This is a genomic window from Frondihabitans sp. PAMC 28766 (assembly GCF_001577365.1).
GTDB lineage: Bacteria > Actinomycetota > Actinomycetes > Actinomycetales > Microbacteriaceae > Frondihabitans.
This window is the reverse complement of the sequence record NZ_CP014513.1, coordinates 4,137,160-4,164,143: the sequence shown is the minus strand read 5'-3', so window position 1 is coordinate 4,164,143 and position 26,984 is coordinate 4,137,160. Positions and strand designations below refer to the sequence as shown.

Annotated in this window: 22 protein-coding genes; 14 read left to right on the top strand and 8 right to left on the bottom strand. The window is 70.1% G+C overall.

The annotated features are described in order from the left end of the window. Positions 1-118 precede the first annotated feature (118 nt). Genes AX769_RS25860 through AX769_RS19850 form a run of 4 tightly spaced genes read left to right on the top strand, consistent with a single transcriptional unit; the run spans position 119 to position 8,758 of the window. Positions 119-5,341, top strand: coding sequence for a PKD domain-containing protein (locus AX769_RS25860; protein ID WP_066282567.1), 5,223 nt, complete (start codon positions 119-121; stop codon positions 5,339-5,341). 47 nt (positions 5,342-5,388) lie between these two features. Then, positions 5,389-6,393 carry a glycosyltransferase gene (locus tag AX769_RS19860; protein WP_239451867.1) on the top strand — a complete coding sequence of 335 codons (1,005 nt, stop codon included), beginning with the start codon at positions 5,389-5,391 and terminating at the stop codon, positions 6,391-6,393. Beyond that, complete coding sequence (locus AX769_RS19855) at positions 6,390-7,832, top strand: lipopolysaccharide biosynthesis protein (RefSeq protein ID WP_239451866.1); 1,443 nt, start codon at positions 6,390-6,392, stop codon at positions 7,830-7,832. Before AX769_RS19860 ends, AX769_RS19855 begins: the two co-directional genes overlap by 4 nt. Then, positions 7,829-8,758 (top strand): glycosyltransferase family 2 protein, encoded by a 930-nt coding sequence (locus tag AX769_RS19850; RefSeq protein WP_066282565.1) that lies wholly within the window; start codon positions 7,829-7,831, stop codon positions 8,756-8,758. The genes AX769_RS19855 and AX769_RS19850 overlap by 4 nt, the downstream gene beginning before the upstream one ends. Before the next feature lie 43 nt (positions 8,759-8,801). Here AX769_RS19850 and AX769_RS19845 read toward each other — a convergent pair whose 3' ends face one another. The 3 genes from AX769_RS19845 to AX769_RS19835 form a co-directional block, all read right to left on the bottom strand. Beyond that, entirely contained in the window at positions 8,802-10,370 is a 1,569-nt protein-coding gene (locus tag AX769_RS19845; RefSeq protein ID WP_066282563.1) for a polysaccharide biosynthesis tyrosine autokinase, read from the bottom strand. A 146-nt stretch (positions 10,371-10,516) separates the two neighbouring features. After that, a complete protein-coding gene (locus AX769_RS19840; protein ID WP_066282562.1) occupies positions 10,517-10,825 on the bottom strand; it encodes an ethyl tert-butyl ether degradation protein EthD in 309 nt (102 codons plus the stop codon). Between the two features lie 21 nt (positions 10,826-10,846). After that, positions 10,847-11,641 carry a putative protein N(5)-glutamine methyltransferase gene (locus tag AX769_RS19835; protein ID WP_066282556.1) on the bottom strand — a complete coding sequence of 265 codons (795 nt, stop codon included), beginning with the start codon at positions 11,639-11,641 and terminating at the stop codon, positions 10,847-10,849. Between the two features lie 48 nt (positions 11,642-11,689). On the opposite strand from AX769_RS19835, the gene AX769_RS19830 reads away from it, so the two are divergent. From AX769_RS19830 to AX769_RS19790, 9 genes are all read left to right on the top strand, one after another. Further along, positions 11,690-12,745, top strand: a complete 1,056-nt coding sequence (locus AX769_RS19830; protein WP_066282550.1) for an ADP-ribosylglycohydrolase family protein — start codon at positions 11,690-11,692, stop codon at positions 12,743-12,745. A 43-nt stretch (positions 12,746-12,788) separates the two neighbouring features. Continuing rightward, positions 12,789-13,706: a PfkB family carbohydrate kinase gene (locus AX769_RS19825; RefSeq protein WP_066282546.1), complete on the top strand. Its 918-nt coding sequence runs from the start codon at positions 12,789-12,791 to the stop codon at positions 13,704-13,706. A gap of 733 nt (positions 13,707-14,439) precedes the next feature. Continuing rightward, entirely contained in the window at positions 14,440-15,456 is a 1,017-nt protein-coding gene (locus tag AX769_RS24840; protein ID WP_239451865.1) for a substrate-binding domain-containing protein, read from the top strand. Between the two features lie 141 nt (positions 15,457-15,597). After that, positions 15,598-15,852: a substrate-binding domain-containing protein gene (locus AX769_RS19815; RefSeq protein ID WP_066282541.1), complete on the top strand. Its 255-nt coding sequence runs from the start codon at positions 15,598-15,600 to the stop codon at positions 15,850-15,852. Between the two features lie 128 nt (positions 15,853-15,980). After that, on the top strand, positions 15,981-17,591 hold the full coding sequence (locus tag AX769_RS19810) for a xylulokinase (RefSeq protein WP_066282539.1): 1,611 nt from the start codon (positions 15,981-15,983) through the stop codon (positions 17,589-17,591). After that, the gene (locus AX769_RS19805; protein WP_066282538.1) at positions 17,588-18,325 is read left to right on the top strand and encodes an L-ribulose-5-phosphate 4-epimerase; all 738 of its coding nucleotides are present in this window, start codon (positions 17,588-17,590) and stop codon (positions 18,323-18,325) included. Before AX769_RS19810 ends, AX769_RS19805 begins: the two co-directional genes overlap by 4 nt. After that, positions 18,322-19,836 (top strand): L-arabinose isomerase, encoded by a 1,515-nt coding sequence (araA, locus tag AX769_RS19800; protein WP_066282537.1) that lies wholly within the window; start codon positions 18,322-18,324, stop codon positions 19,834-19,836. The genes AX769_RS19805 and araA overlap by 4 nt, the downstream gene beginning before the upstream one ends. 139 nt (positions 19,837-19,975) lie before the next feature. Next, the gene (locus AX769_RS19795; RefSeq protein ID WP_066282531.1) at positions 19,976-20,884 is read left to right on the top strand and encodes a hypothetical protein; all 909 of its coding nucleotides are present in this window, start codon (positions 19,976-19,978) and stop codon (positions 20,882-20,884) included. 146 nt (positions 20,885-21,030) lie between these two features. Then, entirely contained in the window at positions 21,031-22,323 is a 1,293-nt protein-coding gene (locus AX769_RS19790) for a glycosyltransferase 87 family protein (RefSeq protein ID WP_157887733.1), read from the top strand. 50 nt (positions 22,324-22,373) lie between these two features. Here AX769_RS19790 and AX769_RS25800 read toward each other — a convergent pair whose 3' ends face one another. The 5 genes from AX769_RS25800 to AX769_RS19765 all read right to left on the bottom strand — a co-directional run bounded on the left by AX769_RS25800 (position 22,374) and on the right by AX769_RS19765 (position 26,134). Next, complete coding sequence (locus AX769_RS25800; protein WP_066282526.1) at positions 22,374-22,880, bottom strand: PLP-dependent transferase; 507 nt, start codon at positions 22,878-22,880, stop codon at positions 22,374-22,376. Beyond that, on the bottom strand, positions 22,877-23,638 hold the full coding sequence (locus AX769_RS25795) for an aminotransferase class V-fold PLP-dependent enzyme (RefSeq protein ID WP_255359408.1): 762 nt from the start codon (positions 23,636-23,638) through the stop codon (positions 22,877-22,879). The genes AX769_RS25800 and AX769_RS25795 overlap by 4 nt, the downstream gene beginning before the upstream one ends. A 220-nt stretch (positions 23,639-23,858) precedes the next feature. Continuing rightward, on the bottom strand, positions 23,859-24,551 hold the full coding sequence (locus AX769_RS19775) for a GntR family transcriptional regulator (RefSeq protein WP_066282522.1): 693 nt from the start codon (positions 24,549-24,551) through the stop codon (positions 23,859-23,861). Further along, a complete protein-coding gene (locus AX769_RS19770; RefSeq protein ID WP_066282517.1) occupies positions 24,538-25,233 on the bottom strand; it encodes a GntR family transcriptional regulator in 696 nt (231 codons plus the stop codon). The genes AX769_RS19775 and AX769_RS19770 overlap by 14 nt, the downstream gene beginning before the upstream one ends. Positions 25,234-25,450: 217 nt before the next feature. Next, a complete protein-coding gene (locus AX769_RS19765) occupies positions 25,451-26,134 on the bottom strand; it encodes an endonuclease/exonuclease/phosphatase family protein (protein WP_239451864.1) in 684 nt (227 codons plus the stop codon). A gap of 97 nt (positions 26,135-26,231) precedes the next feature. Between AX769_RS19765 and AX769_RS19760 the strand changes: the two genes are divergently transcribed. Continuing rightward, positions 26,232-26,984 (top strand): SDR family NAD(P)-dependent oxidoreductase, encoded by a 753-nt coding sequence (locus AX769_RS19760; RefSeq protein ID WP_066282515.1) that lies wholly within the window; start codon positions 26,232-26,234, stop codon positions 26,982-26,984.

The window sequence follows — 26,984 nt, the reverse complement described above, 5'->3', positions numbered from 1 at the left end:
CCTATAGTCGTGACATCGCTGTGAGACCCGAACTTCTCAGCGAACGTGAACCCGAAATTCACGAAGCATGCACGTGAACCCGAAATTCACGGCTTACCCACCCGAATGAGGCATTCCCATGGGGAAATTCGCGCCGTCGCGTCTGAGCACTGTCATCACAGCTTCCCTTGCTGCAGTAGCGATAGCGCTGGGCGGCATCGCGGCCGCCTCGCCCGCTCTCGCCGACTCGGCGCCCGTGGACCCGACATCGCCGTCGACTCCCACGACCGTCACGGCCGACGCCCTGCCCACTCCGCAGATCGACGGCGTCGTCTGGTCGCAGAAGGTCGTGGGCAACGTCGTCTACGCGGGAGGCAACTGGTCGACGATCCGCCCCTACGGCTCCGCCAAGGGCGTCAATCAGATCTCGCAGCCGGACCTGCTGGCGTACAACCTGACGACCGGCGCCCTCATCACCACGTTCAACCCCCAGCTCAACGGCCAGGTCAAAGCCGTCGCCATGTCGCCTGACAACTCGGTGCTCTACGTGGCCGGGCAGTTCACCACGGTCAACGGGGCGACGGCGACCCGCATCGCGGCTCTCAACCCCGCCACCGGTGCGCTCATCAAGACCTTCTCGGCGGCGCCGAACGCGACCGTCAACGCCCTGGCCACCTACGGCTCGACCGTCTACCTCGGTGGCAACTTCTCGGGCGTCGGCAACTCGACGCGTAGCTACGCCGCCGCCGTCAACGCCTCGACCGGAGCACTCCTCCCGTGGGCGCCGAACATCGCGGGCGGTGGAGTCGCAGCCGTCGCGGTCGACCCCGACGGCTCGAAGGTCGTCGTCGGCGGCCAGTTCACAAGCGTCGCAGGATCCACGAACCCCGGCTACGGCCTCGCCGCCGTCGATCCGACGAGTGCAGCGCTTCTGCCCTGGAACGCCGACAACGTCGTCCAGGATGGGGGCGTCAACGCCGGCATCACGAGCCTCACCGCCGACTCGACGGGCCTCTACGGCTCCGGCTTCGTGTTCGGCGCCGGTGGCAACGTCGAAGGTTCGTTCCGTGCCGATTGGGCTCAGGGCAACCTGACCTGGCTCGAGAGCTGCCACGGAGACACCTACTCGACGGCCGTGACCAACGACGCGGAGTACGTCGCGGGCCACCCCCACTACTGCGGCGATATCGGCGGCTTCCAGCAGGCCGCGAACTCGGCGAACTGGGTCTTCCACCGCGGCCTGGCGTTCAGCCTGGCGGCGACGCAGAAGACGACGGCCGACCCTTACACGCCCGCGTACGCCGACTTCACCGGCACCCCGGCACCTTCGATCCTCACGTGGTTCCCCGACTTCAACACCGGCACGTTCACCGGGCAGTCGCAGGGCCCCTGGAGCGTCGCGGCGTCGTCCGACTCGAAGTACGTCGTCTACGGCGGTGAGTTCACGACTGTCAACGGAGTTGCTCAGCAGGGCCTCACGCGATTCGCCGTCTCGTCGCTCTCGACCAACAAGCAGGGCCCGATGGTGACCGGTGCGAACTTCGTGCCGAGCGTCGTCTCGCTCTCGTCGGGCACGGCCCGCGTCAGCTTCCAGTCCAACTGGGACCGGGACAACTCGAACCTCACCTACAACGTCTACCGCAACGGCGGTGCGACCCCCGTCTACACGACCACGGCGCAGTCGACCTTCTGGCAGCTGCCGACGCTGGGCTTCGTCGACAAGGGGCTGACGCCCGGCGTGCAGTACAGCTATCGGGTGAGCGCCACGGATTCGTTCGGCAACACGGTGAAGGGCGACAGCGCCTACGTCACGATCACCTCGGCGAGCCCCTCGAACTACGTCGACACGGTGTCGTCTCAGGGCGCGAGCTCCCTCTGGCGTCTCAATGAGGCCAGCGGCACAGCCGTGTACGACAACGTCGGCTACAACGACATGACGACCACCGGCACCGTCACCCGTGGAGCCAGCGGCTCGGCCTCCGACGGCAGCAAGGCGACCACCTTCGACGGCAGCACGGGCTACGCGGCGACCAAGACCGCCGTGGCAGGTCCCCAGACATTCAGCGTGGAAGCGTGGATCAACACCACCTCGACCGCGGGCGGCGTGATCGCCGGGTTCGGCGATCAGAACACGACGACGTCGTCCAACTACGACCGCCACCTGTACATGGACACCAACGGCGACGTGAACTTCGGCGTCTACGACGGCAACACCGAGATCCTCACCAGCCCGAAGCCGCTCAACGACGGCAAGTGGCACCAGGTGATCGGCACGCTGAGCCCGGCGGGCGAGACCTTCTACGTCGACGGCAAGCTGGTCGGCACGAATGCGAACATCACGTCGGCGCAGGTCTACAACGGCTACTGGCGCATCGGCGGCGACTCCACGTGGTCGGGTGCGCAGTTCTTCAGCGGCAACATCGACGACGTCTCCGTCTACCCGACCGCCCTCAGCCGCTCGCAGGTGGACGCGCAGTGGGTTGCGGCCGGCAACACATCGACGATCCCCGCCGCCCCGAAGGACGCCTACGGCAGCCAGGTCTTCACCGACAGCCCCTCCCTCTACTACCGCCTCGACGACGCAGCCGGCTCCACCACGGCACACGACTCGAGCCCCTCGGCCATCGACGGCGTCTACTCCGGCGGAGTGACGCAGGGTGCGGCCGGCGCGCTGTCGGGCACCTCCGACACGGCGGCGACCTTCGACGGGTCGTCCGGCCAGGTCGCCAGCTCGCAGAGCTTCAACGACCCGGAGACGTACACCGAGGAGGCCTGGTTCAAGACGACCACGACCACCGGTGGAAAGATCATCGGGTTCGGCAGCAGCCAGACGGGTCTCTCGTCCAGCTATGACCGCCACATCTACATGCAGGACAACGGCCAGCTCGTCTTCGGCACGTACACCGGCCAGGAGAACACGATCACGACGCCCGGCAGCTACAACGACGGAGCGTGGCACTACGTCACGGCGTCGCAGTCGTCGGCCGGCCTCGCGCTCTACGTCGACGGTCAGCTGATCGGCACCAACCCGACGACGCAGGCCCAGGCCTACACGGGCTACTGGAAGATCGGCGGCGACCAGACCTGGGGCTCCTCGAGCCCGTACTTCGCCGGCACCATCGACGAGGCGGCGGTGTACCCGCAGGCTCTGAGCGCCTCGACGATCGCGCAGCACTACGCGCTCGGAACCGGCACCACCGCGACCGTCACGCCGACGTCGTCGTTCACCGCGACGCCGACCTTCCTGAAGGTCGCGTTCGACGGCACCGGGTCGTCCGAGAAGGGCGGCTCGATCGCCTCCTACGCCTGGGACTTCGGCGACGGCGCGACGAGCACCTCCTCGATTCCGTCCCACACCTACGCGTCAGCCGGCACCTACACGGTCAAGCTGACCGTGACCGACGCGAACGGTGTCACCGGCACCTCGAGCCAGCAGGTCGTGGTGACCGCTCCCACGCCTCCCACGGCGTCGTTCACGAGCACGCCGACGAACCTCTCGGCGGCCTTCGACGCCTCCGGGTCGAGCGACACCAGCGGCACCATCACGTCGTACGCCTGGGACTACGGCGATGGCACCACGGGCACCGGTGTCACCTCGACGCACGCCTACACGGCCGCCGGCACCTACACGGTGAAGCTGACGCTGACCGACTCGAACGGCTCCACGGCCTCCTCGAGCGCCCAGGTCTCGGTCACGAAGGCCCTCGTGCCTCCGACCGCCTCGTTCACGGCGACTCAGACCAACCTGGCCGCTGCGTTCGACGCGACCGGCTCGAGCGACACCAACGGGACGATCACGGGCTACGCCTGGGACTTCGGCGACGGAACGACAGGTACCGGTGCGACGCCTGGCCACACCTACGTGGCGGCCGGTACCTACACGGTCAAGCTCACGGTGACCGACAGCAACAAGCTGACGGGCACGGCATCGCAGTCGGTCACGGTCGCCGCAGCGTCCGTCCCGCCGACCGCAGCCTTCACCTCGACATCGAGCGGCCTGACGCTCACGGCCGACGGCACCTCGTCGACCGCGGGCAGCGCGGCCATCACCGGCTACGCGTGGACTTTCGGCGACGGCGGCACGTCCACCTCCTCGAAGCCCAGCCACACCTACGCCTCGGCCGCCACCTACACGGTGACGCTCACGGTGACGGATGCGAACGGCAAGACGGGCACCTCGTCGCAGTCGGTCACGGTCTCGAAGGCGAACGTTCCTCCGACCGCCTCGTTCACCGAGACGACCACGGGCCTGACGCTGGCCTTCGACGCAACGGGCTCGTCGGATCCTGACGGCACCGTCGCCTCGTACGCCTGGACCTTCGGAGACGGCACGACCGCCACGGGAGCCACGCCCAGCCACACCTTCGCCTCGGCCGGCACGTACGCGGTCAAGCTGACGGTGACCGACAACCAGGGGGCCACAGGATCCTCGACGCAGTCGCTCACGGTCGCGGCGCCCACGCCCCCGACGTCATCGTTCACTACCAGCACCAGCGGACTGACGGTGTCGACCGACGCCTCCGGCTCGGCGGCCACGGGCGGCACGATCAGCTCGTACGCCTGGACGTTCGGAGACGGCGGCACGGCGACGGGCAAGACGGCGAGCCACGCGTACACGGCGGCGGGCACCTACACGGTGACGCTCAAGGTGACCGACAGCAACGCGCTCACGAACACGAGCACGCAGTCGGTGACGGTGAGCCAACCCGTGATCCAGCCCTTCGCCCTCGACACCTTCAACCGCAGCGTCACCGGCGGTTGGGGGTCGGCGAACACGGGCGGCGCCTGGACGAAGGCGGGCTCGGCGAGCAACCTGACGGTCTCGAACAACGCCGGCAACCTCCTGCTGCCGACCACGGGTACCCAGATCGCCGCCTACCTCTACGGCCCGTCGCAGACGTCGTCGAACCTGCTCTATTCGTTCACCCTCGCGAAGGCTCCGACCGGAGGCGGCACCTACGTGTCGGCCATCCCGCGTGGCATCTCGACGAACAACGAGTACCGCGCCCAGGTCCGCCTCCTGCCGACAGGAGTCGTGGGGCTGTCGCTCCTCGCCTACAACGGCTCGTCGACGGCCACGACACTGGTCTCTGAGAAGACGATCAGCGGCCTGACTGCCGCAGCGGGCACGAACTACAGCGTGCGGGTCGAAGCGGTCGGCACCTCGCCGACGACGATCCGGGCCCGGGTCTGGGTCACCGGAACGACGGAGCCCACGACCTGGCAGGTCACGACCACGGATTCGACGCCCGCTCTCCAGGCTGCCGGCGGGGTCGGGGTGCTCGGCTACCTGTCGGGCAGCGCGACGAACGCCCCGCAGACGGTGAGCATCAGCCAGCTGAGCGCCACGACGACCCCGTGACGGTGACGGAAGACGCGTCCGTGCGAGTCGCGGAGAGGACTGCCCCCGTGGTGGTGCAGCAGTCCTTTCCGCGGCCTCGGCCGACGACCAATCCGTACCTCGTGATGCTGGCCGAGAGCCTGGCCTCCGTGCCCGGCGTGAGCGTCAAGACGTTCTCGTGGCGCACCGCGCTGCTGTCGCGAGCCGACGTCTTCCACGTGCACTGGCCCGAGATCCTGGTGTCCGGTCAGAGCCCGGTGAAGAAGCTCGTGCGGCAGGCGCTGACCTTGCTGCTCGTCGCGAAGCTCGCCGTGACCCGCACCCCCATCGTGCGCACGCTGCACAACCTCGAGCGGCCCACGGGCATCTCGCGACGCGAGCAGTGGCTGCTCGCCCTCATCGAGCGCCGCACCGCTCTCTGGATCCGTCTGAACGACGACACCCCGGTGCCGAACGGCCGCCCGTCGGTCGTCATCCCGCACGGGCACTACCGCGACTGGTACGGCGTCGACCAGGTCTCTGAGCCGGTCGAGGGGAGGGTCGCCTTCGTCGGCCTCATCCGCCGTTACAAGGGGGTCGAGACTTTGATCGAAGCCTTCCGCGAGCTGCCGGGAGACGTGTCGCTGCACGTGTCGGGTCGGCCGTCGACGCCCGAGCTCGCCGCGGCTCTCGAGGCTCTGGCCGAGCCCGACCCGCGGACCGTGCTGACCTTGCGCTTCGTCGACGACGCCGAACTCGTGCGCGAGATCACCGAGTCGCGTCTCGTGGTGCTGCCCTACCGCGAGATGCACAACTCCGGCGGCGTCCTCACGGCCCTCTCGCTCGGGCGGCCCGTGCTGGTGCCGGCGAACGACGTCAACCGCCGTCTGGCCGCCGAGGTGGGGCAGAATTGGGTCGTGCAGTACGACGGCGATCTCGACCCGAGAGACATCGAGCGCGCTCTCGCCGTCGCGGCCTCGCCGTCGAGCGGCGCACGGCCCGACCTGTCGGCGCGCGAGTGGGACCTCGCGGGTGCGCTGCACACCGAGGCGTACCGGGCGGCCCTCACAGCCGTTCGGCGGCTGGCCTCGTGACCGTCATCGACAGCGTCCGCGCGCGACTCACCCCCGGCGGTCGCGGCGGCAAAGGCGGCTCGGGCGGCCCCGGAGGCAGCGGCGACTCGGGCATGAAGGCAGTCGGCTCGACAGCCATCACCAAGGTGCTCGTCATGGCGCTGTCGGGTGTGCTCGGCATCGTCACCAGCCGCCTGATAATCCACCACTTCGGCACCGGCGCTTACGTGCAGTACGGTCTGCTGTCGTCGTTCCCGTCGCTGCTGCCCTTCGCCGACCTCGGCATCGCCGCCGTCGTGATCAACGCGATCGCAGGATCCGAGAAGCCCCGCACCGACGACAACGTGCGGAAGACGCTGGTCACCGCGCTCCGAATCCTCATGGTCTCGGGCGGCATCATGGTCGCGATCGCGATCGTGATCACTGCGTCAGGGCTTTGGCCCTTCCTCCTCGGCAAAGGCCTGATGCAGGGCGGCAACCTCGTGGCGGGGCTGTGCCTCCTGGTCTACGGTCTCGTGCTGCCTCTCGTGGTGGGCCAGCGCATCCTGATCGGTCTCAAGAAGACCAACGTGCAGGTGGCCAGCCAGGCGGTCGTCGCGCCGGTGATGCTGCTCGTGATCGGCATGTTCGTGCTTTTCTCCGTGCCGGCCGGCTCGTTCCTGTCGGTCGTGTCCTACGTGGCGAACGCGCTGCTCTCAGTCATCTGCCTCGTGATCGCGGCTCGGGCCATCTCACCGCAGTTCGGCGCCTCGCTGAAGTTGGTCTTCAAGCGCCGCGAGTACCCCAGCGTCAAGATCGTGCACGTCGCCTGGCCGATGCTCGTCCAGACCGTCGCCGTGACGCTCGTGCTGCAGACCGACCGGCTGCTGCTCAGCCACGTATCTGGCACGCACGAGCTCGCGCAGTACAACCTGTCGGCTCAGCTCTTCGGCCTCGTCATCCAGACGATCCAGGCCGCGGGCGTCACGTTCTGGCCGATCTACGCGAGAGCGCGGGCCCGCGGGCAGATCCAGTCGCCGATGAAGCCGACGCTGTGGTTCGGCGGCGGCGCAGCACTCGTCGGAATCGCACTGGCCGCGATCTCGCCCCTCCTCGTCGAATTCATCGCGGGCGGCGAGATCCACCTCGGTCTGACGCTCCTGGTCTCGTACATCGTCTTCGTCGCGCTGCAGGGCGCGAAATACCCCGTCGGCATGTACATGACCGACGAGCGCGGCCTGAAGTTCCAGGTCGTGCCGATCCTGATCATGATCCCGCTCAACTTCTTCGTGTCGCTCGCCCTGATCGCACCCTTCGGCGCCGCCGGCCCCATCATGGGCTCGGCCATCTCGGTGGGTGTCTGCCAGGTGATCCCCGACGTCTGGTATGTCCGGCGCGACCTGGCGCGGCGGCGTCGCGAGGCTGCCGCAGCGGTCTCGACGACACCCCCGACGTCTCCTGCCGACGCGCCCGGCCGATGAACGACGAGCGACCCCGCAGCCTGACGATCGCGGTGCTGACCTTCCGTCGCCCACGCGACCTCGACGAGGTCCTTCCCCTGCTCGTCGAGGAGGCCGCCTCGATCGAGACGCTGGGCGTCCCCGCGCGAGTGCTCGTGGTCGACAACGACCCCGAGGCGTCGGCGCGCGAACTCGCCTCGGGCCGCGACGGGGTGGACTACGTGCACGAACCGACGCCCGGCATCGCGGCCGCCCGCAATCGAGCCCTTCGCGAGAGCGCAGGATCCGACCTCCTCGCCTTCATCGACGACGACGAGCGGCCCTCGCGCGATTGGCTCGCATCGCTCGTCGGCCTGCTGCTCGCGCGCTCTGCCGCCGCCGTGGTGGGCCCCGTCGTCTCGCGCTACGACGTCGAGCCCGACGCCTGGATCACGGCCGGTCGTTTCTTCCAGCGGCGGCGACTCGAGACCGGCACCGTGCTCGACGTGGCGGCGACGAACAACCTGCTGCTCGACCTTCGCGTGGTGCGGAGACTCGGCCTCGAGTTCGACCTCTCGCTCGGCATCTCCGGCGGCGAGGACACCCTCTTCACGCGTCAGCTGGTCGGCCACGGCGGGCTCATGCTGTGGTGCGCGGAGGCGACCGTGACCGACGTCGTCCCGGCCGCTCGCGTCACACGGCAGTGGGTGCTTCAGCGCGCCTTCTCGAGCGGCAACGGCTGGAGCGTCACGTCGGTGATGCTCGCCGACCGACCGCGACGCCTCTCGACGCGGCTGCGGATGACGGCGACCGGCGCCGTCCGGGTGGCCGGTGGAGCGGGGCGCCTCGCGGTGGGCGCGGTGACGCGATCGACGGAGCAGAATGCGCGCGGGTCGCGCACGCTCGCGCGCGGAGCCGGCATGGTCTCGGGCGCCTGGGGCCACCGCTTCAACGAATACCGCCGCTGAAGTCGATCGCCGAGTCGGCGACCGGCCGTCGGCAGTGGCCGGATCAGTCCTCGGCGGGGCGGGAACCGCCGCGGGCGGAGGAGGGCTTACGCGGGCTCGTCTGCGGCGTTGTTCGCGGCGAGCGGGCCGACGCGCCGACGCGGGCGTGCTCGGCGGCGGCGCGGTCGTCCGCCTCGACGTCGTCCGTCGACGTCGCGGTCTGACTGCTCGACGACGTTGCCGACGCCCCCGCGGTGGAGGCTGAGGCGGGAGCCGCTGAGGCGGGCGCCGCCGCCGCGCGGGAGCTGGTCGGCGCAGTCGCTCGTGCCGAGCGAACCAGCGCGTGAGAATCGACGAGCACGACGCCGATGGTGGTGGCCTTCACGCCGTCGAGCGAGGTCAGGGTGCGCAGCAGCTCGGGCCGCGTCGTGTGCATGTCGGAGGCGAGCACCAGGGCGCCGTCGGTCTCGCGGACGACCGCGAGCGCGTCGGCGTAGGGGAGGAGCGGCGGGGTGTCGACGATCACGAAATCGTACTGGTCGCGGGCCTCGGCGAGCAGACCGGCGAGGCTCGGCGAACCCAGCACGACGGTCGGGTTGGACGGCACCGCGCCGGTTGGCAGCACGTCCACACCGTTCCACTGCACGACGGCGTCGGCCAGCGACACGGAGCCGCCCAGCACATCGACGAGGCCGTGTGTGCTCGAGACGCCTGTCGCGGCGGCGGTGCCGACGCCGCGGAGGTCGGCGTCGATGAGCAGCACGCGCTGCGACCGCTCGGCCGACGACAGGGCCAGGTTGATGGCGAAGGCGGCGCGCTCTTCGTGGTCGGAGGGCGAGGTCACCGTCAGCGACGTGACGGCCCCGGTGAGGCCGGCGAACTGGAGCGTGGCCCGGATCCTGCGGTAGTCCTCGGCCGACGGGTCGGTCGGAGCGTCGCGCAGGATGATGGCATCGCGGCGCCCGGGGCGCTGGACGCGACCGATCACGGGGGCGTCGGTGAGGGCTTCGATGTCCTGCTCGGAGCGGATGCGCTTGTCGGATGCCGCCCGGGCGAGGGCGATGATCACGGCGATCACCAGGCCGATCAGAAGCCCGGCGACGTCGAGGAGGTGCCGGTCGGGCGACGACGGCGATGTCGGGGCCTGTGCCGGCGTGACGATCGACACCCGCACGGCCGAGGCGCCGCCTTTGCTCGACGGCGCGATGTCGGAGACGACCGTGCGGAGCGAGGCGCTGATGCCGTTCGCGATCCGCGCCGCCTGCGATGCACTCGAATCGGAGACGCTGATCTGCACGATCACGGTGTTGAGGGGGTTGGTGGAGGTGACCTTCTTGGCCAGATCCGTCGTGGTCGTCTTCAGGCCGAGATCGTTGATCACGGGGCGGAGCACAGCGGGCGTCGTGGCGAGTTGCGCGTACGACTGCACCTGGCCCTGCGTGAAGATGGCGCCCTGCTGAAGCTCGGTGGTGTTCGACCCCTGCGCTGCCGTCACGAAGACGCTGGTCGTCGCCTTGTAGGAGTCGGGAAGAGCCTTACCGACGCCGAACGACACGGCCAAGCCGACGATCATCAGCACGACGATGAGGATCCAGCTCTTTCTGAGAGCACGCCAATAAGCCACGGGTTCCATGGAGACCAATCGTTTCGGGTTCGATTGAGCCTCAGCTTACAGAGCCGCTCGAGGCGAGTCGACGGCACGAGAAGACCAGGCCGTCCGCGAGGGCCCCCAGTATGGGGGCTCACGGCGAACTCGGCATCAGCTGTGGGTGAGCGCCGTCAGCCCTCTTCGATGTCGGCGAACAGAATGCGCACGCCACCGGTCGACAGCTCGAACACGGCGGGGAAGAGCGCACCGGCGGCCTCGGTGGCGACGGCGGCGCTGGCCGAGTCGTAGTCGCTGTAATACAGGTCGATGAGGCGATAGGCGGGAGTGTGGCTGCCGTCCTCTTTCGGCCAGACCTTGCTCGTCTCGACCTTCACGATGTCGGGTAAGGCCTTCGCCTTGGCGAGCAGGTCGGGATAGCCCGCCTCGAACGCGTCGGGGTCGGTCGGGTTGTCGATGACGAACGTGATCTTGGTGGGCATGTCGGGGCCTTTCGTTGTCGGTCAGCGGTCATCTCTGTGTACTCCCACGACGCATGTCGCGTCGAGGCCGCTCGAATGATGAACGAAGGTGTCGAAACCGGCATCCTGCAGATGCCCAGCCGTCTGGGCCGCCTGCGCCTTGCTCGTCTCGATCACGACGACCCCGCCGGGCGTCAGCCACTCGCTCGCCCCGTGGGCGATCCGCGCGTGCAGCTCGGTGCCGGTGGCGCCTCCGTCGAGAGCGTGAAGCGGTTCGGCGTCGCGGGCCTCGCGCGGCATGAACTGCACCTCGTCGGAGGGCACGTAGGGCGCATTGGCCAGGATCACGTCGACCCGGCCACGCAGGCCCGCAGGCAGCGCGTCGTACAGGTCGCCCTCGACGACGACGTCGCACGGCCGCACGTTGCGGCGTGCCACCCGCACGGCGCGGGGGTCGATGTCGGCGGCAGTCAGCTCGACCCCGGGGCGCGCGGCCACGAGGGCCGCACCGACGGCGCCCGAGCCGCAGCAGAGATCGACGGCGACAGCGTGCGAGGCCGGGTCGCGGAGCGTGTCGAGCGCGAGAGCGGTCTCGACGACGAACTCCGTGCGCCGCCGCGGCACGAAGACGCCCGCCTCGACCGCGATGCGAAGGCCCCGGAACTCGGCCCAGCCGACGACCACCTCGAGCGGCTCGCCTGCGACGCGCCTCCGGATCATGGACTCGAGGTCGCCCTCCGGATCGCCTGTCGCGGCGCCCAGCAGCACGTCGGCCTCGTCTTCGGCGAACACCGAGCCGGCGGCCCGGAGTCGGGCGGCGATCTCATCTCTCGTCATCGGACGCAGGCACGGTCGGGCACCAGCCAACGATGCCACGATGGAGTCATGCCCGGCGACCCCGTCCTCACCGATCGCGCCACCGCGTCCCTGCTCGGGCTCGCGATCGGCGACGCCCTGGGGATGCCCACCCAGTCGATGTCGAGGGCGCAGATCGTCGCCGACCACGGCCGGATCACCGACTTCGCCGACGCCGGGCCCCACCAGCGCATCGCCCACGGCATGACGGCAGGCAGCATCACCGACGACACCGAGCAGGCGATCCTGCTCGCCCGGATGCTCGTCGACGGCGGGGGCCGCATCGACCCGCGGGAGTTCGCCGACCGCTTGGTCGAGTGGGAGCGCGGCATGCAGGCGAAGGGATCGCTCGACCTGCTCGGGCCGAGCACCAAAGCCGCCGTGACCCGCATCCTCGAGGGTGTCCCGGTCGCCGAGGCGGGCAGCGGCGGCACCACGAACGGCGCCGCGATGCGCATCGCCCCCGTCGGCATAGCGACGCCCTGCGACAACCTCGACGCGCTCGTCGACGCCGTCGTCGAGGCGAGCATGGTGACGCACAACACGGGGCTCGGCATCGCCGGAGCCTCCGCCATCGCCGCCGCCGTCAGCGCCGGGATCGACGGGGCCGGCGTCGGCGAAGCCCTCGACATCGCCACCGCGGCGGCTCGGCTGGGCTCGGCCCGCGGCAGCTGGGCGGCCGGCGGCGACATCGCCGCACGCCTCGGCTGGGCGCGCTCGTGGCTCGTGCGCCTCCCCGCTGACGAGCGCCTCGAGGCCATCGCCGAGGTGGTCGGCACCTCGGTCGCCTCGCAGGAGTCGGTGGTCGCAGCCCTGGCGCTCGTCGCGATCGAGCAGGATCCGTGGGTCACCCTCGGCGACGCGGCCAGCCTCGGCGGCGACACCGACACGATCGGCGCGATGGCCGGCGCCGTGCTGGGCGCGATCCACGGCACTCTCGCTTGGCCGGGCGCCGCCGTCGACACGGTCGCCCGGGTCAACGGCCTCGACCTGCCTCCCCTCGTCGACGGGCTGCTCGCCATCCGGCGGGGCCGAGTCACGCGAGCCTCCGCGGGCGGGCAGACGGTGCCGGTGCGGCCGTCGTGAGCCGCCCTGTGACGGTGTCCGCCGCTCGAGCCCGGGTGACCGAATGACTCGGCTGCTCCACACCGGCAATGCCATCGTCGACGTCGCCCTGACGATCGACTCTCTGCCTGAACCCGGCGGCGACGTGCTGGCTTCGTCGTCGGCCATCACTGCCGGCGGCGCCGTCAACACGATGGTGGCGGCGGTGCGCGACGGTCTGGAGACGCTGCACCTCGGCGCACGCGGCGCCGGCCCGTTCGCCGCCATCGTGGCGCGGGCCCTCGGCGACGCGGGCATCCGGGCCGTCGGCCCGGTGGTCGACGTCGACACCGGCTACTCGGTGGTGCTCATCGACCCGTCGACCGAACGCACTTTCGTCACGCACGTCGGAGCCGAGAGCCGCCTGACCCGCGCCGCGCTCGACGCCGTGGAGGTGCGCGACGACGACATCGTGGTCGTCTCCGGCTACAGCCTGGCGCACTCGCCGGACGTCCTGCCGGGCTGGGTCGCCGCCCTGCCGGCCGGCGTGCGGGTGGTCTTCGATCCGTCGCCGCTCGTCGCGTCGCTTTCGGCGTCCGCCCTCGACGTACTGCTTGCGCGTGCCGACATCGTGACCGCGAATGCGCGCGAGGCGGGGCTGATCGCCGGTGCCCCGCCTGCCGCACCCGCCGCCGGCTCTGCTGCCGACCTCGCGGCCCGCGTCCGCCCGGGGGCCGCCGTCCTCGTCCGCAACGGCTCCGCCGGCTGCTGGCTGGTCGACGGCGGCGCCCCCGTCCTCGTTCCGGGCTTCGCCGTCACCGCGGTCGACTCCACCGGGGCCGGCGACGCCCACTGCGGCGTGCTCTGCGCCGCGCTGTCGCGGGGCGACTCCCTCCCCGACGCCGTCCGTCGGGCGAACGCGGCGGCCGCGCTCGCCGTCTCGCGCCGCGGGCCCGCCACGTCGCCCACCTCCGCCGAGATCGAGGCGCTGCTCGCCCGCTGAGGTCCGCCTCCGGCATCCTGCGCCTGCCTGCCTGCCCGCCTGCCCGCCTGCCCGCATGCCTGCCTGCCTGCCCGCCTGCCTGCCCGCCCTGCCCGCCCGAACCGGCCCGCCCCGCGCGACACTCCTGATTCAGTGGGCAACAGCCGAATCCGGCGGTGCGATGCCGAGCGCGCGGTGCCGAAGGCCGCACCGAGCCGTCGCGGCCGCCCGCCCGCAGCCGCGCCACCGACGCGGCACCCACCCCGGTTGGCAAAACAGGAGTTCGAAGGTCGACCCCGCCCGCTGCCGTGCCCCACGCGAACCCGGACACCGATTCTCCGGTTGTACCAGCGCGCGCTGGGCCGGCACGGTGCCGGTCCCCTCCGACCCCTCCGCCCCCTGCCGGCATGCGCCCCGGCGACCCCACGCCCGAGAGAACGATGCTCGACAACGGGCCCCGGTTGGCAAAACCGGAGTTCGCGCGCCGCCTCCACCCGCAGCCGTGCCCGGCGCCGGCCCAGCGGCGGATTTTCCGGTTCTACCGACAAGCCCGACCGCGGGCGCCCGGCCTGCCGCCGCCAGCGCGAGATCCCGGCGGCCGCCCCGGTTGGTAGAACCGGAGTTCTGGCCTGGCGGTAGCGCCAGCGCCGCTGACCTGACGCGGCCGCCGTCGATTCCCCGGTCTTACCAACGGGCACGGGCACGGGCTCGGCACGTGCGGGGGAGGGCGGGTCGCCACCGTAGACTCGCCCCCGTGGCGAACATCTTCGACGTGGCCAGCGAGGCGGGGGTCTCGCACCAGACCGTGTCGCGCGTGGTCAACGGCGACCCGCGAGTGCGGCCCGCCACCCGGCAGCGGGTGGATGCGGCGATCGCCAAGCTCCACTATCGGCCGAGTGCCGCGGCGCGCGCTCTCGCCAGCCGCAAGACCCGGGCGCTCGGGCTGCTCTCGACGGGCGGCCCACTGTTCGGCCCCTCGAGCATCATGCAGGGGTTCGACGGAGCGGCCCGCGAGGCCGGCTACCAGGTCTCCATCGCGACGATCGCCCGAGCCGACGACGACGCGATGCTTCTTCAGATTCGGCAGGCGGTCGACGCGCTGCTCGGCCAGAACGTCGAGGCCATCGTCGTGATCGCTCCCGACTCGGCGGCGATCGACGCCATCCGGGCGATGCCCGTCAGTGTGCCGCTCGTCGTCGCCGACACGGGGCAGTACGACGGCGTCGTCTCGGTCTCGCTCGACCAGTTCGCCGGCGCGGTGCTCGCCAGCGAGCACCTGGCGAGCCTCGGCCACCGTTCGATCGTGCACGTCGCGGGGCCGTCCGACTGGACCGACGCCCTCGAGCGCGAGCGGGGCTGGCGTTCGGCCTGCGACCGGCTCGGCCTCGACGCTCCCGAGCCCCTCCGCGGCGACTGGAGCCCCGAGAGCGGCTACCGGCTGGGCCAGGGCCTCGCCGACCGCGCCGCCCGGGGCGAGGTCACCGCCGTCTTCTGCGCCAACGACCAGATGGCGCTGGGCCTCCTGCACGCCTTCTCAGAGCGCAGGATCCCGGTGCCCGGCCAGGTCAGTATCACCGGCTTCGACGACGTGCCCGAGTCGCGGCACTTCATCCCTCCGCTGACCACCGTGCGGCAAGACTTCACCGCCCTCGGCCGGCAGATCATGGCGACGGTCGAGTCGCTCGTGGGGGCGGCGGAGGCCGTCGAGCCCCCGCTCGTGCCCGTCCCCGAGCTCATCGTCCGGTCGTCGACCGCCCGAGTGTCCGGCTAGCCGGCGTCACCAGCACCTGAACGTCCCAGGCCCCGAACGAGACCCGAGCGCCGGTGGCGAGAGCCGCCCCCGAGTGCAGATCAGAAGACGAACCACGGCGCGCAACTCTCGACTCGGTCGCTGAACTCGTCGGGGCGGCGCGTGCCCGACGACGTCAGTGTCGTGGGTTACGGCGACACCTATGCCGAGTTGCCCGCGCCGGTGCTGCTGACGACCGTGCACACGACGATCGTCGAGATCGGCCGCATCGCCCTGGCCACTGTCGTCGGCATGGTCGACGGCACGGCGCCCGTCTCGAGCCACCTGCAGCTCGCCACCTCGCTGGTCGTCCGCGAGTCGCCCCCGCCCCGCCCCCGCCCCGCCCTCGCCCCGCCCGCTCGCCGGAACACCCCGTGAGTGCGCAACTCGCGGCTCACTTTCGCCGAACCCGGCGATTTGTGCACTCTCGATGATTCGACTTCCGATGTGAGCGCTCACATGGCAGACTGGCACCGCTCCGTTTCACCGACGACAAGGATGTCCTCATGACCACCCCACCACCGAGCCTCGGCATCGAGTTCGGCTCGACGCGCATCAAGGCGTGCCTCATCGACGAGAACTTCGTCACCATCGCCTCGGGCGGCCACGAGTGGGAGAACGAGTACGTCGACGGCCGCTGGACGTACTCGGTCGAGGCCATCCGCGAGGGCCTTCAGGCCGCCTACACCGACCTCGTCCGCGACGTGACGTCGACGGGTGGCGAGGCTCCGACCACGTTCGGCGCCATCGGCATCTCGGCGATGATGCACGGCTACATCGCCACCGACGCCCAGGGCGAGTTGCTCGTCCCCTTCCGCACCTGGCGCAACTCCTCGACGGGCCCGGCAGCCTCCGCCCTCAGCGAGGCTCTGAGCTTCAACATCCCGCTGCGCTGGTCGATCGCGCACCTCTACCAGGCGGTGCTCGACGACGAGCCCCACGTCGGGCAGATCGCCGGCCTCACCACTCTCGCGGGCTATGTCCACCGGGCCCTGACGGGGCGCGACGTGCTCGGCGTCGGCGATGCGTCGGGCATGTTTCCTATCGACACCGCCCCCATCGATCCTGCGACCCGCGACTACGACCGCCGCATGCGAGACGTCGCGCAGGGCCTCCTGGCCGAGAAGGCTCCGGGGCTCGACCTCGCAACCCTGCTGCCCGAGGTGCTGGTGGCCGGGCAGGATGCCGGGTCGCTCACAGCCCAGGGCGCCGCCCTCCTCGACCCCAGCGGCACCCTGCAGCCGGGGGTGCCGTTCTGCCCGCCCGAGGGCGACGCCGGCACCGGCATGGTCGCGACGAACTCGGTCGCGCCGAAGACCGGCAACGTCAGCGTCGGCACGAGCATCTTCGCGATGGTCGTGCTCGACGAGCCGCTGACGGGCGTGCACCAGGAACTCGACGTGGTGACGACCCCGGTCGGCGACGCGGTGGCCATGGTGCACTGCAACAACGGCGCGAGCGAGCTGGCTTCGTGGGCCCGGGTGTTCGGCCGGTTCGCCGAAGTCGCAGGCACACCTGTGGAGCCCGACGACGTCTACGCCACCCTCTTCGCCGAGGCGCTGGCGAGCGACGCCGACGCCGGCGGTCTCCTCGCCTACAACTACCTCGCCGGCGAGCCCGTCACCGGCGTCGAAGACGGGCGGCCGCTGCTGGTGCGCACGCCCGACAGCCGCTTCACCCTCGGCAACCTCGTGCGCGCCGAGGTCTACGCCGCCTTCGCCACGCTCAGCATCGGCATGGAGGTGCTGGCCGACGAGCACGTGAACGTCGAGCGCCTCCTGGCCCACGGCGGTCTCTTCCGCACCCCGGGCGCCGCCCAGCAGCTGCTCGCCGCAGCCCTGCGCGTGCCCGTCGCCGTCGAGAGCACCGCCAGCGAGGGCGGCGCGTGGGGCGTCGCCGTCCTGGCCGCCTACCTGCGGGCGGCGTCGCAGTCGTCTCTGGCCGAGTTCTTGAACGACAAGGTCTTCGGCTCGGCCGAGGCCGTCGTCGAAGAGCCGAGAGAGGCCGATCTCGTGGGCTTCGCCACCTACCTCGAGCGCTATCGCGCGGCCCTCCCTCTGCAGAGGGCGGCTGCGGGCGCCACCCCGACCACCTCGACAGAAAGCGCGGAATCATGACCCAGCCATCAGGATCCTGGTCACCCGACATCATCGACGCGATCCGGCGCACCCGCGAGCAGGTCGCGTCGCTCCACTCCGAGCTGACGAAGTACGGCCTCGTCATCTGGACGGGCGGCAACATCTCGGGCCGCGTGCCCGGCGCCGACCTCTTCGTGATCAAGCCGAGCGGGGTGTCGTACGACGAGCTGACGCCCGACAACCAGATCCTCTGCGACCTCGACGGCAACGTCGTGCCCGGCACGTCGGGCAGTGACAAGTCGCCGTCGTCCGACACTGCCGCGCACGCCTACGTGTACCGGAACATGCCGGAGGTCGGGGGCGTCGTGCACACGCACTCCACCTACGCCACGGCGTGGGCCGCCCGCGGCGAGGCGGTGCCCTGCGTGATCACGGCGATGGCCGACGAGTTCGGCGGCGAGATCCCCGTCGGGCCGTTCGCGATCATCGGCGACGACTCGATCGGCCGCGGCGTCGTCGCGACCCTCAGCGGGCATCGCTCGCGGGCCGTGCTGATGCAGAACCACGGTGTCTTCACGATCGGCAAAGACGCTCGCGATGCTGTGAAGGCCGCTGTCATGGCCGAGGACGTCGCCCGAACCGTCCACATCTCCCGCCAGCTGGGCGCCCCCATTCCCATCCCCGAGGAGAGCATCGACGCCCTCTTCGATCGCTATCAGAACGTCTACGGCCAGCCCTCGGCTGCCGCCGTGTCGGAAAGGAAAGACTCATGACCCTCTCCACCTCGCTCGAACCGTACGAGGTCTGGTTCCTCACCGGCTCACAGGGTCTCTACGGCGAAGAGACCCTCGCCCAGGTCGCGTCGCAGTCGAAGGTGATCGCCGACGCTCTCGAAGAGAACGACGACATCCCGGTCAAGATCATCTGGAAGCCGGTGCTCACCGACTCCGAGGCCATCCGCCGCCTGGCTCTCGAGGCCAACGCCGACGACCGCGTCATCGGCGTGACCGCCTGGATGCACACGTTCAGCCCCGCCAAGATGTGGATCAAGGGCCTGGACGCGCTGCAGAAGCCGCTGCTGCACTTCCACACCCAGGCGAATGTCGAGATCCCGTGGGCCGAGATCGACTTCGACTTCATGAACCTCAACCAGGCCGCCCACGGCGACCGGGAGTTCGGCTACATCCAGTCACGCCTCGGCGTCGCCCGCAAGACCGTCGTCGGCCACTTCTCCGACCCCCGCGTCGTCTCGCAGATCGCGACCTGGACGCGCGCCGCAGCGGGCTACGCCGCGGTGCGTTCGCTGAAGCTCGCGCGCTTCGGAGACAACATGCGGAACGTCGCCGTCACCGAGGGCGACAAGACCGAGGCCGAGCACGTGTTCGGCGTCTCGGTCAACACCTGGGGTGTCAACGAGCTCGCTTCAGCCGTTGAGGCTGCCTCCTCCGAGGACGTCGACGCGCTCGTGCAGGTCTACCTCGACTCGTACGACGTCGTCGCCGACCTTCTGCCGGGTGGCTCTCGCCATCAGTCGCTGCGCGACGGCGCGGCGATCGAGCTGGGGCTCCGCTCCTTCCTCGAGGCCGGCGACTTCGGCGCCTTCACCACGAACTTCGAAGACCTCGGCGCGCTCAAGCAGCTGCCGGGTCTCGCCGTGCAGCGCCTCATGGCCGAGGGCTACGGCTTCGGGGCCGAGGGCGACTGGAAGACGGCGATCCTGGTGCGTGCCGCCAACGTGATGGGCGCGGGCCTCCCCGGCGGCGCGTCGCTCATGGAGGACTACACCTACAACCTCGTGCCCGGCGCCGAGAAGATCCTCGGTGCGCACATGCTCGAGGTCTCGCCGACGCTCACCGCATCGAAGCCGACCCTCGAGATCCACGCGCTGGGCATCGGCGGCAAGGACGATCCGGTGCGCCTCGTCTTCACCGCCGACCCCGGCCCCGCCGTCGTCGTGGCGCTGTCGGACATGCGCGACCGGTTCCGCCTCACGGCCAACGTGGTCGACGTCGTGAAGCCCGATGCCGACCTGCCGAAGCTGCCCGTCGGCCGCGCCGTCTGGGAGCCCCGCCCCTCGTTCGCCGTCTCGGCCGAGGCCTGGCTCACCGCCGGCGCCGCGCACCACACCGTCATGTCGACCGCGGTCGGCCTCGAGACCTTCGAGGACTTCGCGCTCATGGCCGGCACCGAGCTGCTGATCATCGACGAAGACACGCGCCTCCGCGATTTCCGCCGCGAGGTGCAGTGGAACGCCGCCTACTACCGGCTGGCGCGGGGCCTCTAGCCCCGCTTCCCTCCCGAAAGCGACAACTGAGACGCCACAACCGCGTCCAGTTGTCGCTTTCGGGCGTCGTGGTCGAAGTTCTCCACAGAGCACACCTGGGGCGCAGGATGCCACGCGAGTCGCCTGGCATCCTGCGCCGATGTCTTCCGATGATCTGCCGCCTCTCCAGCGAGCTTCCGCGACGCCCGCGGGCAGTCGCGAACGTCGCGCGCTTCAACGCGGCGCACTGTCGCGCGAGCTCGTCGTGGTCTGGCCGGGCGTCTTCGTCGATGCCGCGGCGTGGCACGGCCTCACGCCGGATGCCCGCTACATCCTGCGGATCCGCGCCGCTGTTCCGCGGCTCGAGCCGCGCTACGTCGTCTCGCACGCCTCGGCACTGGCCGTGCACGGTGTCTCGTCGCTTCGCCCGTGGCCGAGGAAGGTCCACGTGGTCGATCCGAGCGGAGATCGTGGCCAGAGTCGGGGAGGGCTCGCGAAGCACCCGGGGCCGCTGGCGGCGGCCGACGTGTGCCTGGTCGACGGCATCCGTGCCACCGGCCTGGCACGAACCTGCGTAGACCTCGCCCTGGAAGCGCCGTTCGAGGTCGCCGTCGCGGCGATCGACGAATGCCTCCGGCGTGAGTTCGTCACCGGGCACGATCTCGCTCAGCGTCTCGCCGTACGGCCACACGCGCGAGGCCGCGTCGCGGCGCGCCGAGCCCTGGCTTTCGCCAACGCGAAGTCCGACTCGGGTGGTGAGTCCTGGTGCCGCTGCCGCCTCTTCGAACTCGGCACACCGTGCCCGACGCAGCAGGAGGAGTTCACGGACGCCTTCGGGCTGATCGGGTTCGTCGAATTCTGGTTCGCCGAGCAGAGCGTCGTCGTCGAGTTCGACGGCGATCAGAAGTACCTCAACCCTCGGTACACGCGAGGCCGGACCCCTGCCGAGGTCGCGCTCGCAGAGCGGAAGCGGGAGCGACGGCTGCTCGCGCTGCCCGCGTGCGCGAGGTGGTTCGCGTGGAGTGGCGGGACGTGGTGGAGCCGTGGCGGCTCCGTCGCATGCTCGTAGCGGCCGGCGTTCCCGTGCGGTGAGGCGGTGCTCCCGAATGCGACGACTGCACACTGATGCCCGTGCTCACTTGTCGCATTCGGGAGCAACAGAGGCCGGCAGGCGGGCGTCGTTTCTCTCCCAGCGAACTTGTCTATGCTCTGAACGTGCTCGTCCGTTCCCCTCTGCGCCCCGAACGAACCACGGTGGTGCTCTGGTTCGTCATGATCCTCACGCACGTCGTCATCTTCGTGGCGGTTCTGCCCGAGATGCTCGAGGGGCAGTTCGTCGGCGATGTCAACGTCTACAGCAACTGGGCGACGAAGGCCCTCGAGGGCGGCGGCTGGCCCGTGTTCGCCCACGACTGGGTGTACCCGGCGGGGGCGCTGCTGCCGGTGATGCTGCCGAAGGTCTTCGGGCCGCACCTCTATCAGGTCGTCTGGTTCGTGCTGATCCTGATCGCCAACTCGGTCGCGCTCTGGGGGCTCATCCGCTGGGGCCGCAAGCTCCGCAACCAGTCGGCCGCGATGTTCTGGGTCTTGACCATCGCGATCATGTCGCCGGTGGCCCTTCTGCGGCTGGAGGGCTTCACCGCCCCGGCCGTGATCATCGGCCTGCTCTTCCTCGCGACCAGACCCAAGATCGCCGGTGTGCTGCTTGCCGCGGCGACCTGGATCAAGGTGTGGCCGGCCGCAGTGCTGGTGTCGATCGTGATCGTGTCGACCAAACGCTGGCTGGTCGTCGCCATGGGTGCCGTCGTCACCGTCGTGGTCGTCGCCGTGGTCTGGATCGGCGGAGGCATCCACCACATCACAAGCTTCGTGAACGCCCAGAACGGCCGTCCGCTCCAGATCGAGGCGACTCTCTCGACCCCCTGGCTGTGGATGGCCGTCTTCCATGTGCCGGGCGCGCACCACATCCATGACACCGCTCTCGTGACCGAAGAGATCACGGGGCCCGGCGACAAGTGGATGGTCGACAACGGCACGTACCTGATGCTCGGCGTGCTCGCCGCCATCATGGTCGTGCTGGTCATCGCCACCAAGCGGCTGTCACGTCTCACGCACCCGATGGGCAAAGAGGTCGACCTCGTGCTCGTCGGCGCCTTCGCCCTGGCCTCGGCCTTCATCGTCTTCAACAAGGTCGGATCGCCCCAGTACATGCTCTGGCTGACGCCGATCGTCGCCGTCGGGCTCGTGATCCGGCCGCCCGACTGGAAGGTGCCCGCGATCCTGATGATCCCCATCGCGGTGCTCACCACGCTGGTCTTCCCGTGCTTCTACAACTCGCTGCTCGACCTCGACCCGCTTCTGGCTGCCATCCTCGGCGCGCGCAACCTGCTGCTCGTGGTCGTGCTCGGCTGGTCGGTCGTGAAGATCTGCTCGGCGGCCTTCGTGACGCACCCGATCCCGCTCGGCACGCGCCCGCTGGGCACGCCGATCCGCAGCACGAGCTACTGAGGCCCAGGCCCAGGCCCAGGCCCTGGCCCGAGCGCCCGCGAGGCCGAGCCTCAGGCCGCCGAACGAGCCCCGGCGGCAACACCGGCGCCGCCGGCGAATCCCGCGTCGCGCACCGCCTGGAAGGCCTGCTCGAGGTCGTGACGGATGTCGCGGATGCTCTCCAGCCCGACCGAGAGCCGGATCGTGCCCTGCGTGATGCCGCGCTCGAGGCGCTCGTCTTCGGTCAGGTGCCCGTGGATGGTCGACGCGGTGTGGATCGCGAGGGTGCGGACGTCGCCGAGGTGCGTCATCGTGCTGACGAGCCGGAGGGAGTCGATGAAGACGCGAGCGGCATCGCGGCCGCCGTCGAGCTCGAAGGTGACCACGGCGCCCTGGCCCCGGGGAAGGTAGCGCTGCGCGCGGGCGTAGTAGGGGTTCGAGACGAGGCCCGGGTAGTCGACGGACACCGTGGCATCCTGGTGCTCCAGCCACTGGGCGACCTCGAGGGCGTTCGAGACGTGGCGCTCCATGCGCAGCGACAGGGTCTCGATGCCCTGCATCAGCTGGAAGGCGCTCATCGCCGGCAGTGTCGGGCCGAGGTCGAGGGCGGCGGCGGTGCGGAGGTAGGCGAGGAAGGCGTACGGGCCGAAGCGCTCGACGTACGACGTGGCCCCCGCGCGCCGGTCTGGGCGATGTGCGGGTAGCGCGACGGGTCTGCGCTCCAGTCGAACGCTCCCGAGTCGATCACGACGCCCCCCAGCACCGCGCCGTGGCCCGAGAGCCACTTCGAGGTCGAGTGGATGACGATGTCGGCGCCGTGCTCGATGGGCCGGTTGAGGTAGGGGGTCGCGACGGTGTTGTCGACGACGAGCGGCACGGCGGCCGCATGGGCGATGCGGGCGAGGCGCTCGAGGTCGACGACGTCGTTCTTGGGGTTGGGGATCGTCTCGGTGAACACGGCCTTGGTGGTGGGCCGGATCGCGTCGTTCCAGGCCTCGTCGGAGGCGTCGGCCGCGATGAGCTCGACTTCGATGCCCTGCCGGGCCAGGGTGCGGGCGAAGAGCGTCTTCGAGCCCTCGTAGAGGCTGGAAGTCGCCAGGATGTGATCGCCCGAGCTCGCGAGAGCCCCCAGCGTCAGCGCGATGGCCGCGGTGCCGCTCGCGGTGAGGAGCCCTGCGATGCCGCCCTCGAGGTCGGCGAGCCGCCGGGCCACCGCCGCGTTCGTCGGGTTGTCGGTGCGGGCGTACGCGTTGCTCTGCACGCTGCCGTCGAACCGGCCCTCGCCGTCGTCGAACGACTCGAACACGAACCCCGCCGATTGGTACACCGGAAGCACGCGCGCCCTGAAATCGCTGTCGAGGCCGGTGCCGGCGTGGATCTGACGCGTCTCGAAGTCGAACTCGGGGTGGGCATGGTCTCACTCGGCTTTCTGGGCAGGATCCGCGGTGCGTGCGGAATCCCAGAAGGCTAACCGAGCGGCCTGGAGCAGAGCCAGGTCGGCGTCACACGCGTTCATTCGAGGTGCCGGCGTCGGCGTCGAGCGTCGACGGTCGCGGTCAGGCTCTCGTGGAGACGGTCGCCGTCAGGCGCTCGTGGAAAAGGGCGAGCGGGCCGTCGTAGTACGCGGCGAGGGCTGTGGCCGCCCCGTCGCCGTCGCGGCGCTGCACGGCTTCGACGACACGCAGCAGCACCTCGTCGGTCTCGCGCGCCGGGATCAGGTGCGCGAACTGCCCGACCACGCGCTGCAGCGTCGGCCGCAGACGGTCGACGGTGCGGATCAGCGGAGCGTTGGCCAGGGAATCGACGAAGACGCGGAAGAGGCCGGCGTCGCCCCGCCCGACGAACACGGGCTCGGGGTCGACGATCTCTCTCGACCCGAGGTTCGTCGACCAGGCGACCATGCCGGCGATCGCCTCGTCGGTCATCAGTGACACGCCGAACCGCGCCGCGAAGACGTAGAGGGCGCGGGCGGTGTCCTGCGAGTCGAAATAGCGGTCGAGGTCGATCTCGGTGACCCGGGTGAACAGGTTCGGCACCGTCTCGACGAGGCGCACCTGCGTCAGCCGCTGCAGGGCGGTGCGCACCGTCGCGCGGCTCAGGCCGAGGTTCTGGGCGAGGTCGAGGTCGTGGATGCGCTGGCCCGGGGCGAGGTAGCCGCGCACGATGTCGTCGCGCAGCCGGTCGAAGACGTCGTCGGTGAGGAGGCGACGGGTCGGCAGGCGCTCGGGCGCCCGGTCAGGAACCGGCATCGGGCGTGATCCCATACATGTCGTAGTACTCGAAACCCGTCATCGTCTCGACGAAGCTCTGCATCGGGCCGCCGAGGAAGGCGCGGATCTCGGCCTCGAAGCCGTTCACGTCGTGGTCGCGGCAGCGGCGGATGACGCTGGTGAAGAAGACGGTGATCGGCTCGCTCTTCATGAAGCCCTTGTAGCGGTTGACGCCGAGCTGCAGCAGCGGGTCGTGCACGGCGATGGTCTCGAGCAGCACGCGGTTGCGGCAGTGCGCGAGGATGGTGCCGACGAACCGGTCGACGACGGTCGGCCCCACGGGGAAGGCGGTCGGGTCGAAGTCGCGCTGCGCGTCGCGGAGGGCTTCGAGCAGGGGCAGCTCGTCGGCCGGGAAGTCGCGGATGCCCCAGTGCATGCCGCGCGTGACGAGGGTCGCCCAGACGGCGGTGCTCTCGGCGTAGAGGCGCGGCGTGACCTCGGCCACCTTCGTGTAGCGGTTCGGCGCCATGTCGACGAGGCCGATGTCGGCCAGCTGTGTGAGCGCCTCGCGGATGGGGGCGCGGCTGGTGCCGAGCCACGCGATCAGCTCGTCGTCGCGGAGGCGGGCACCGGGGGCGAGCGTGCCGTCGAGGATAGCGCGCATGATCTCGCCGAGGACGCGCTCACGGAGCAGGGTCCGAGCGGTGGGGGCGTCGCTCACTCGTAGGGCCGTCCGTTCGCCGCCGGGCCGAAAGAGAATGGGCGGGAGTCTCTTACCCGAATAAAAGAGCTCCCGCCACCGCCGGATCAGTGGCGTAATCAAAATAGTAATCAGATCACCACGCCGAGGGCAACGTTTCGTAGAACATTCTTGCCGGTATTTTTACGACGGTCGTCGTTCTGTCGGACAGATGCCGGACACACGCGGCACTCCGGCGTCAGGCGGCGGCGACGCTGGCCAGCAGGAGGATCGGGCGGTGGTCCGATTTGCCCTGCGGCAGCGACAGCACGCTCGCGATGGTCATGCCCATCGTCGTCGCGAAGTCGAAGTGGCCGCTGAAGCCCGGGCGCGCGTACGTCGGCTCTTCGGTGATCGAGAGCTCGTAACCCGTCTTCTGCAGGTACCGCCGCAGCCCCTGCCGGAACCACGGGTAGTTGAAGTCGCCGACCATCACCGTCGGCACGCCGTTCGCGAGATCGCTCAGCTTCTCGTGCGCGAGCCCGATCTGCTTGCGCCGCAGCGCGTTCGAGGCGGTCAGCGGCGCGGCGTGGAAGTCGGCGATCACGATCTCCTGGCCGGTCGTCCTGTCGCGCAGGCGGGCGGCGAGCAGCCGCTCGTGGGCCGGTTGCATGACCCGGTCGTGCATCGACTTCATCAGCGCGTAGAGGCTGGTGCCGAGCAACTCGAAGCGCTCGGGTCGGTAGTAGAGGGCGAGCCCCAGGCGATTGGTCTTCGTCGACGCCGCCAGGGTCAGCCCCAGGATCTCGTTCGGGATGTCGGTGCTGTCGCACTCCTGCAGGCAGAGCACGTCCATCGCATGGGTGTCGACGAGTTCGGTGAGCTCTCCGATCGCGAGGTGCTCGCGAAGGTTGTAGCTGACGATTCTCAGATCGGATTCCATCTGCTCATCCTGGCCCGCCGGTCTTGTCGGGGTCCCAGGATCCTGATCCTGAACGAGAACGCCACGCACGTCGGCCTCCCGGCCTACCGTTGCCCCCATGGTCAACACATTCGACGGCAAAGTCGCCCTGGTCACCGGCGCCGGCTCGGGCATCGGCCGCGCGGTGGCCCTCTTGCTAGCCCAGGGCGGCGCTCGTGTCGTCGCCACCGACATCCGGCAGGATCCCGTCGACGCGGTCGTGCACGAGATCGTCGCGTCGGGCGGCCTCGCTGCCGCGTTCGTCGGCGACTCGTCGGACCCCTCGTCGGTCGAGGCATCCGTCGCGTTCGCCGTCTCGACTTACGGCGCCCTTCACCTCGCGGTGAACAACGCCGGGATCGGCGGGCCGCAGGGCCTCGCCGGCGACATCGACATCGCCGGCTGGCAGAAGGTGATCGACGTCAACCTGAGCGCCGTCTTCTTCGGCGTCCACTTCGAGATCCCGGCCATGCTCGCGGCCGGAGGCGGCTCGATCGTCAACGTGTCGAGCATCCTGGGGCTCGTCGCCGAGCCGACGGCCGTGCCGTACACGGCTGCCAAGCACGGCGTCGCCGGTCTCACCAAGGCGGCAGCCGCCGGGTACGCGGCGCAGGGCATCCGGGTCAACTCGATCCACCCCGGCTACATCGACACGCCCTTGCTGGCGAACCTGCCGAAGCCCGCCTACGACGGCCTCGTCGCGAAGCACCCGATCGGCCGCCTCGGCACCGCCGACGAGGTCGCCCAGGTGACGGCCTTCCTGCTCTCCGACGCCGCGTCGTTCGTCACCGGCTCGCAGTACACGGTCGACGGCGGCTACACCGCCCTCTAG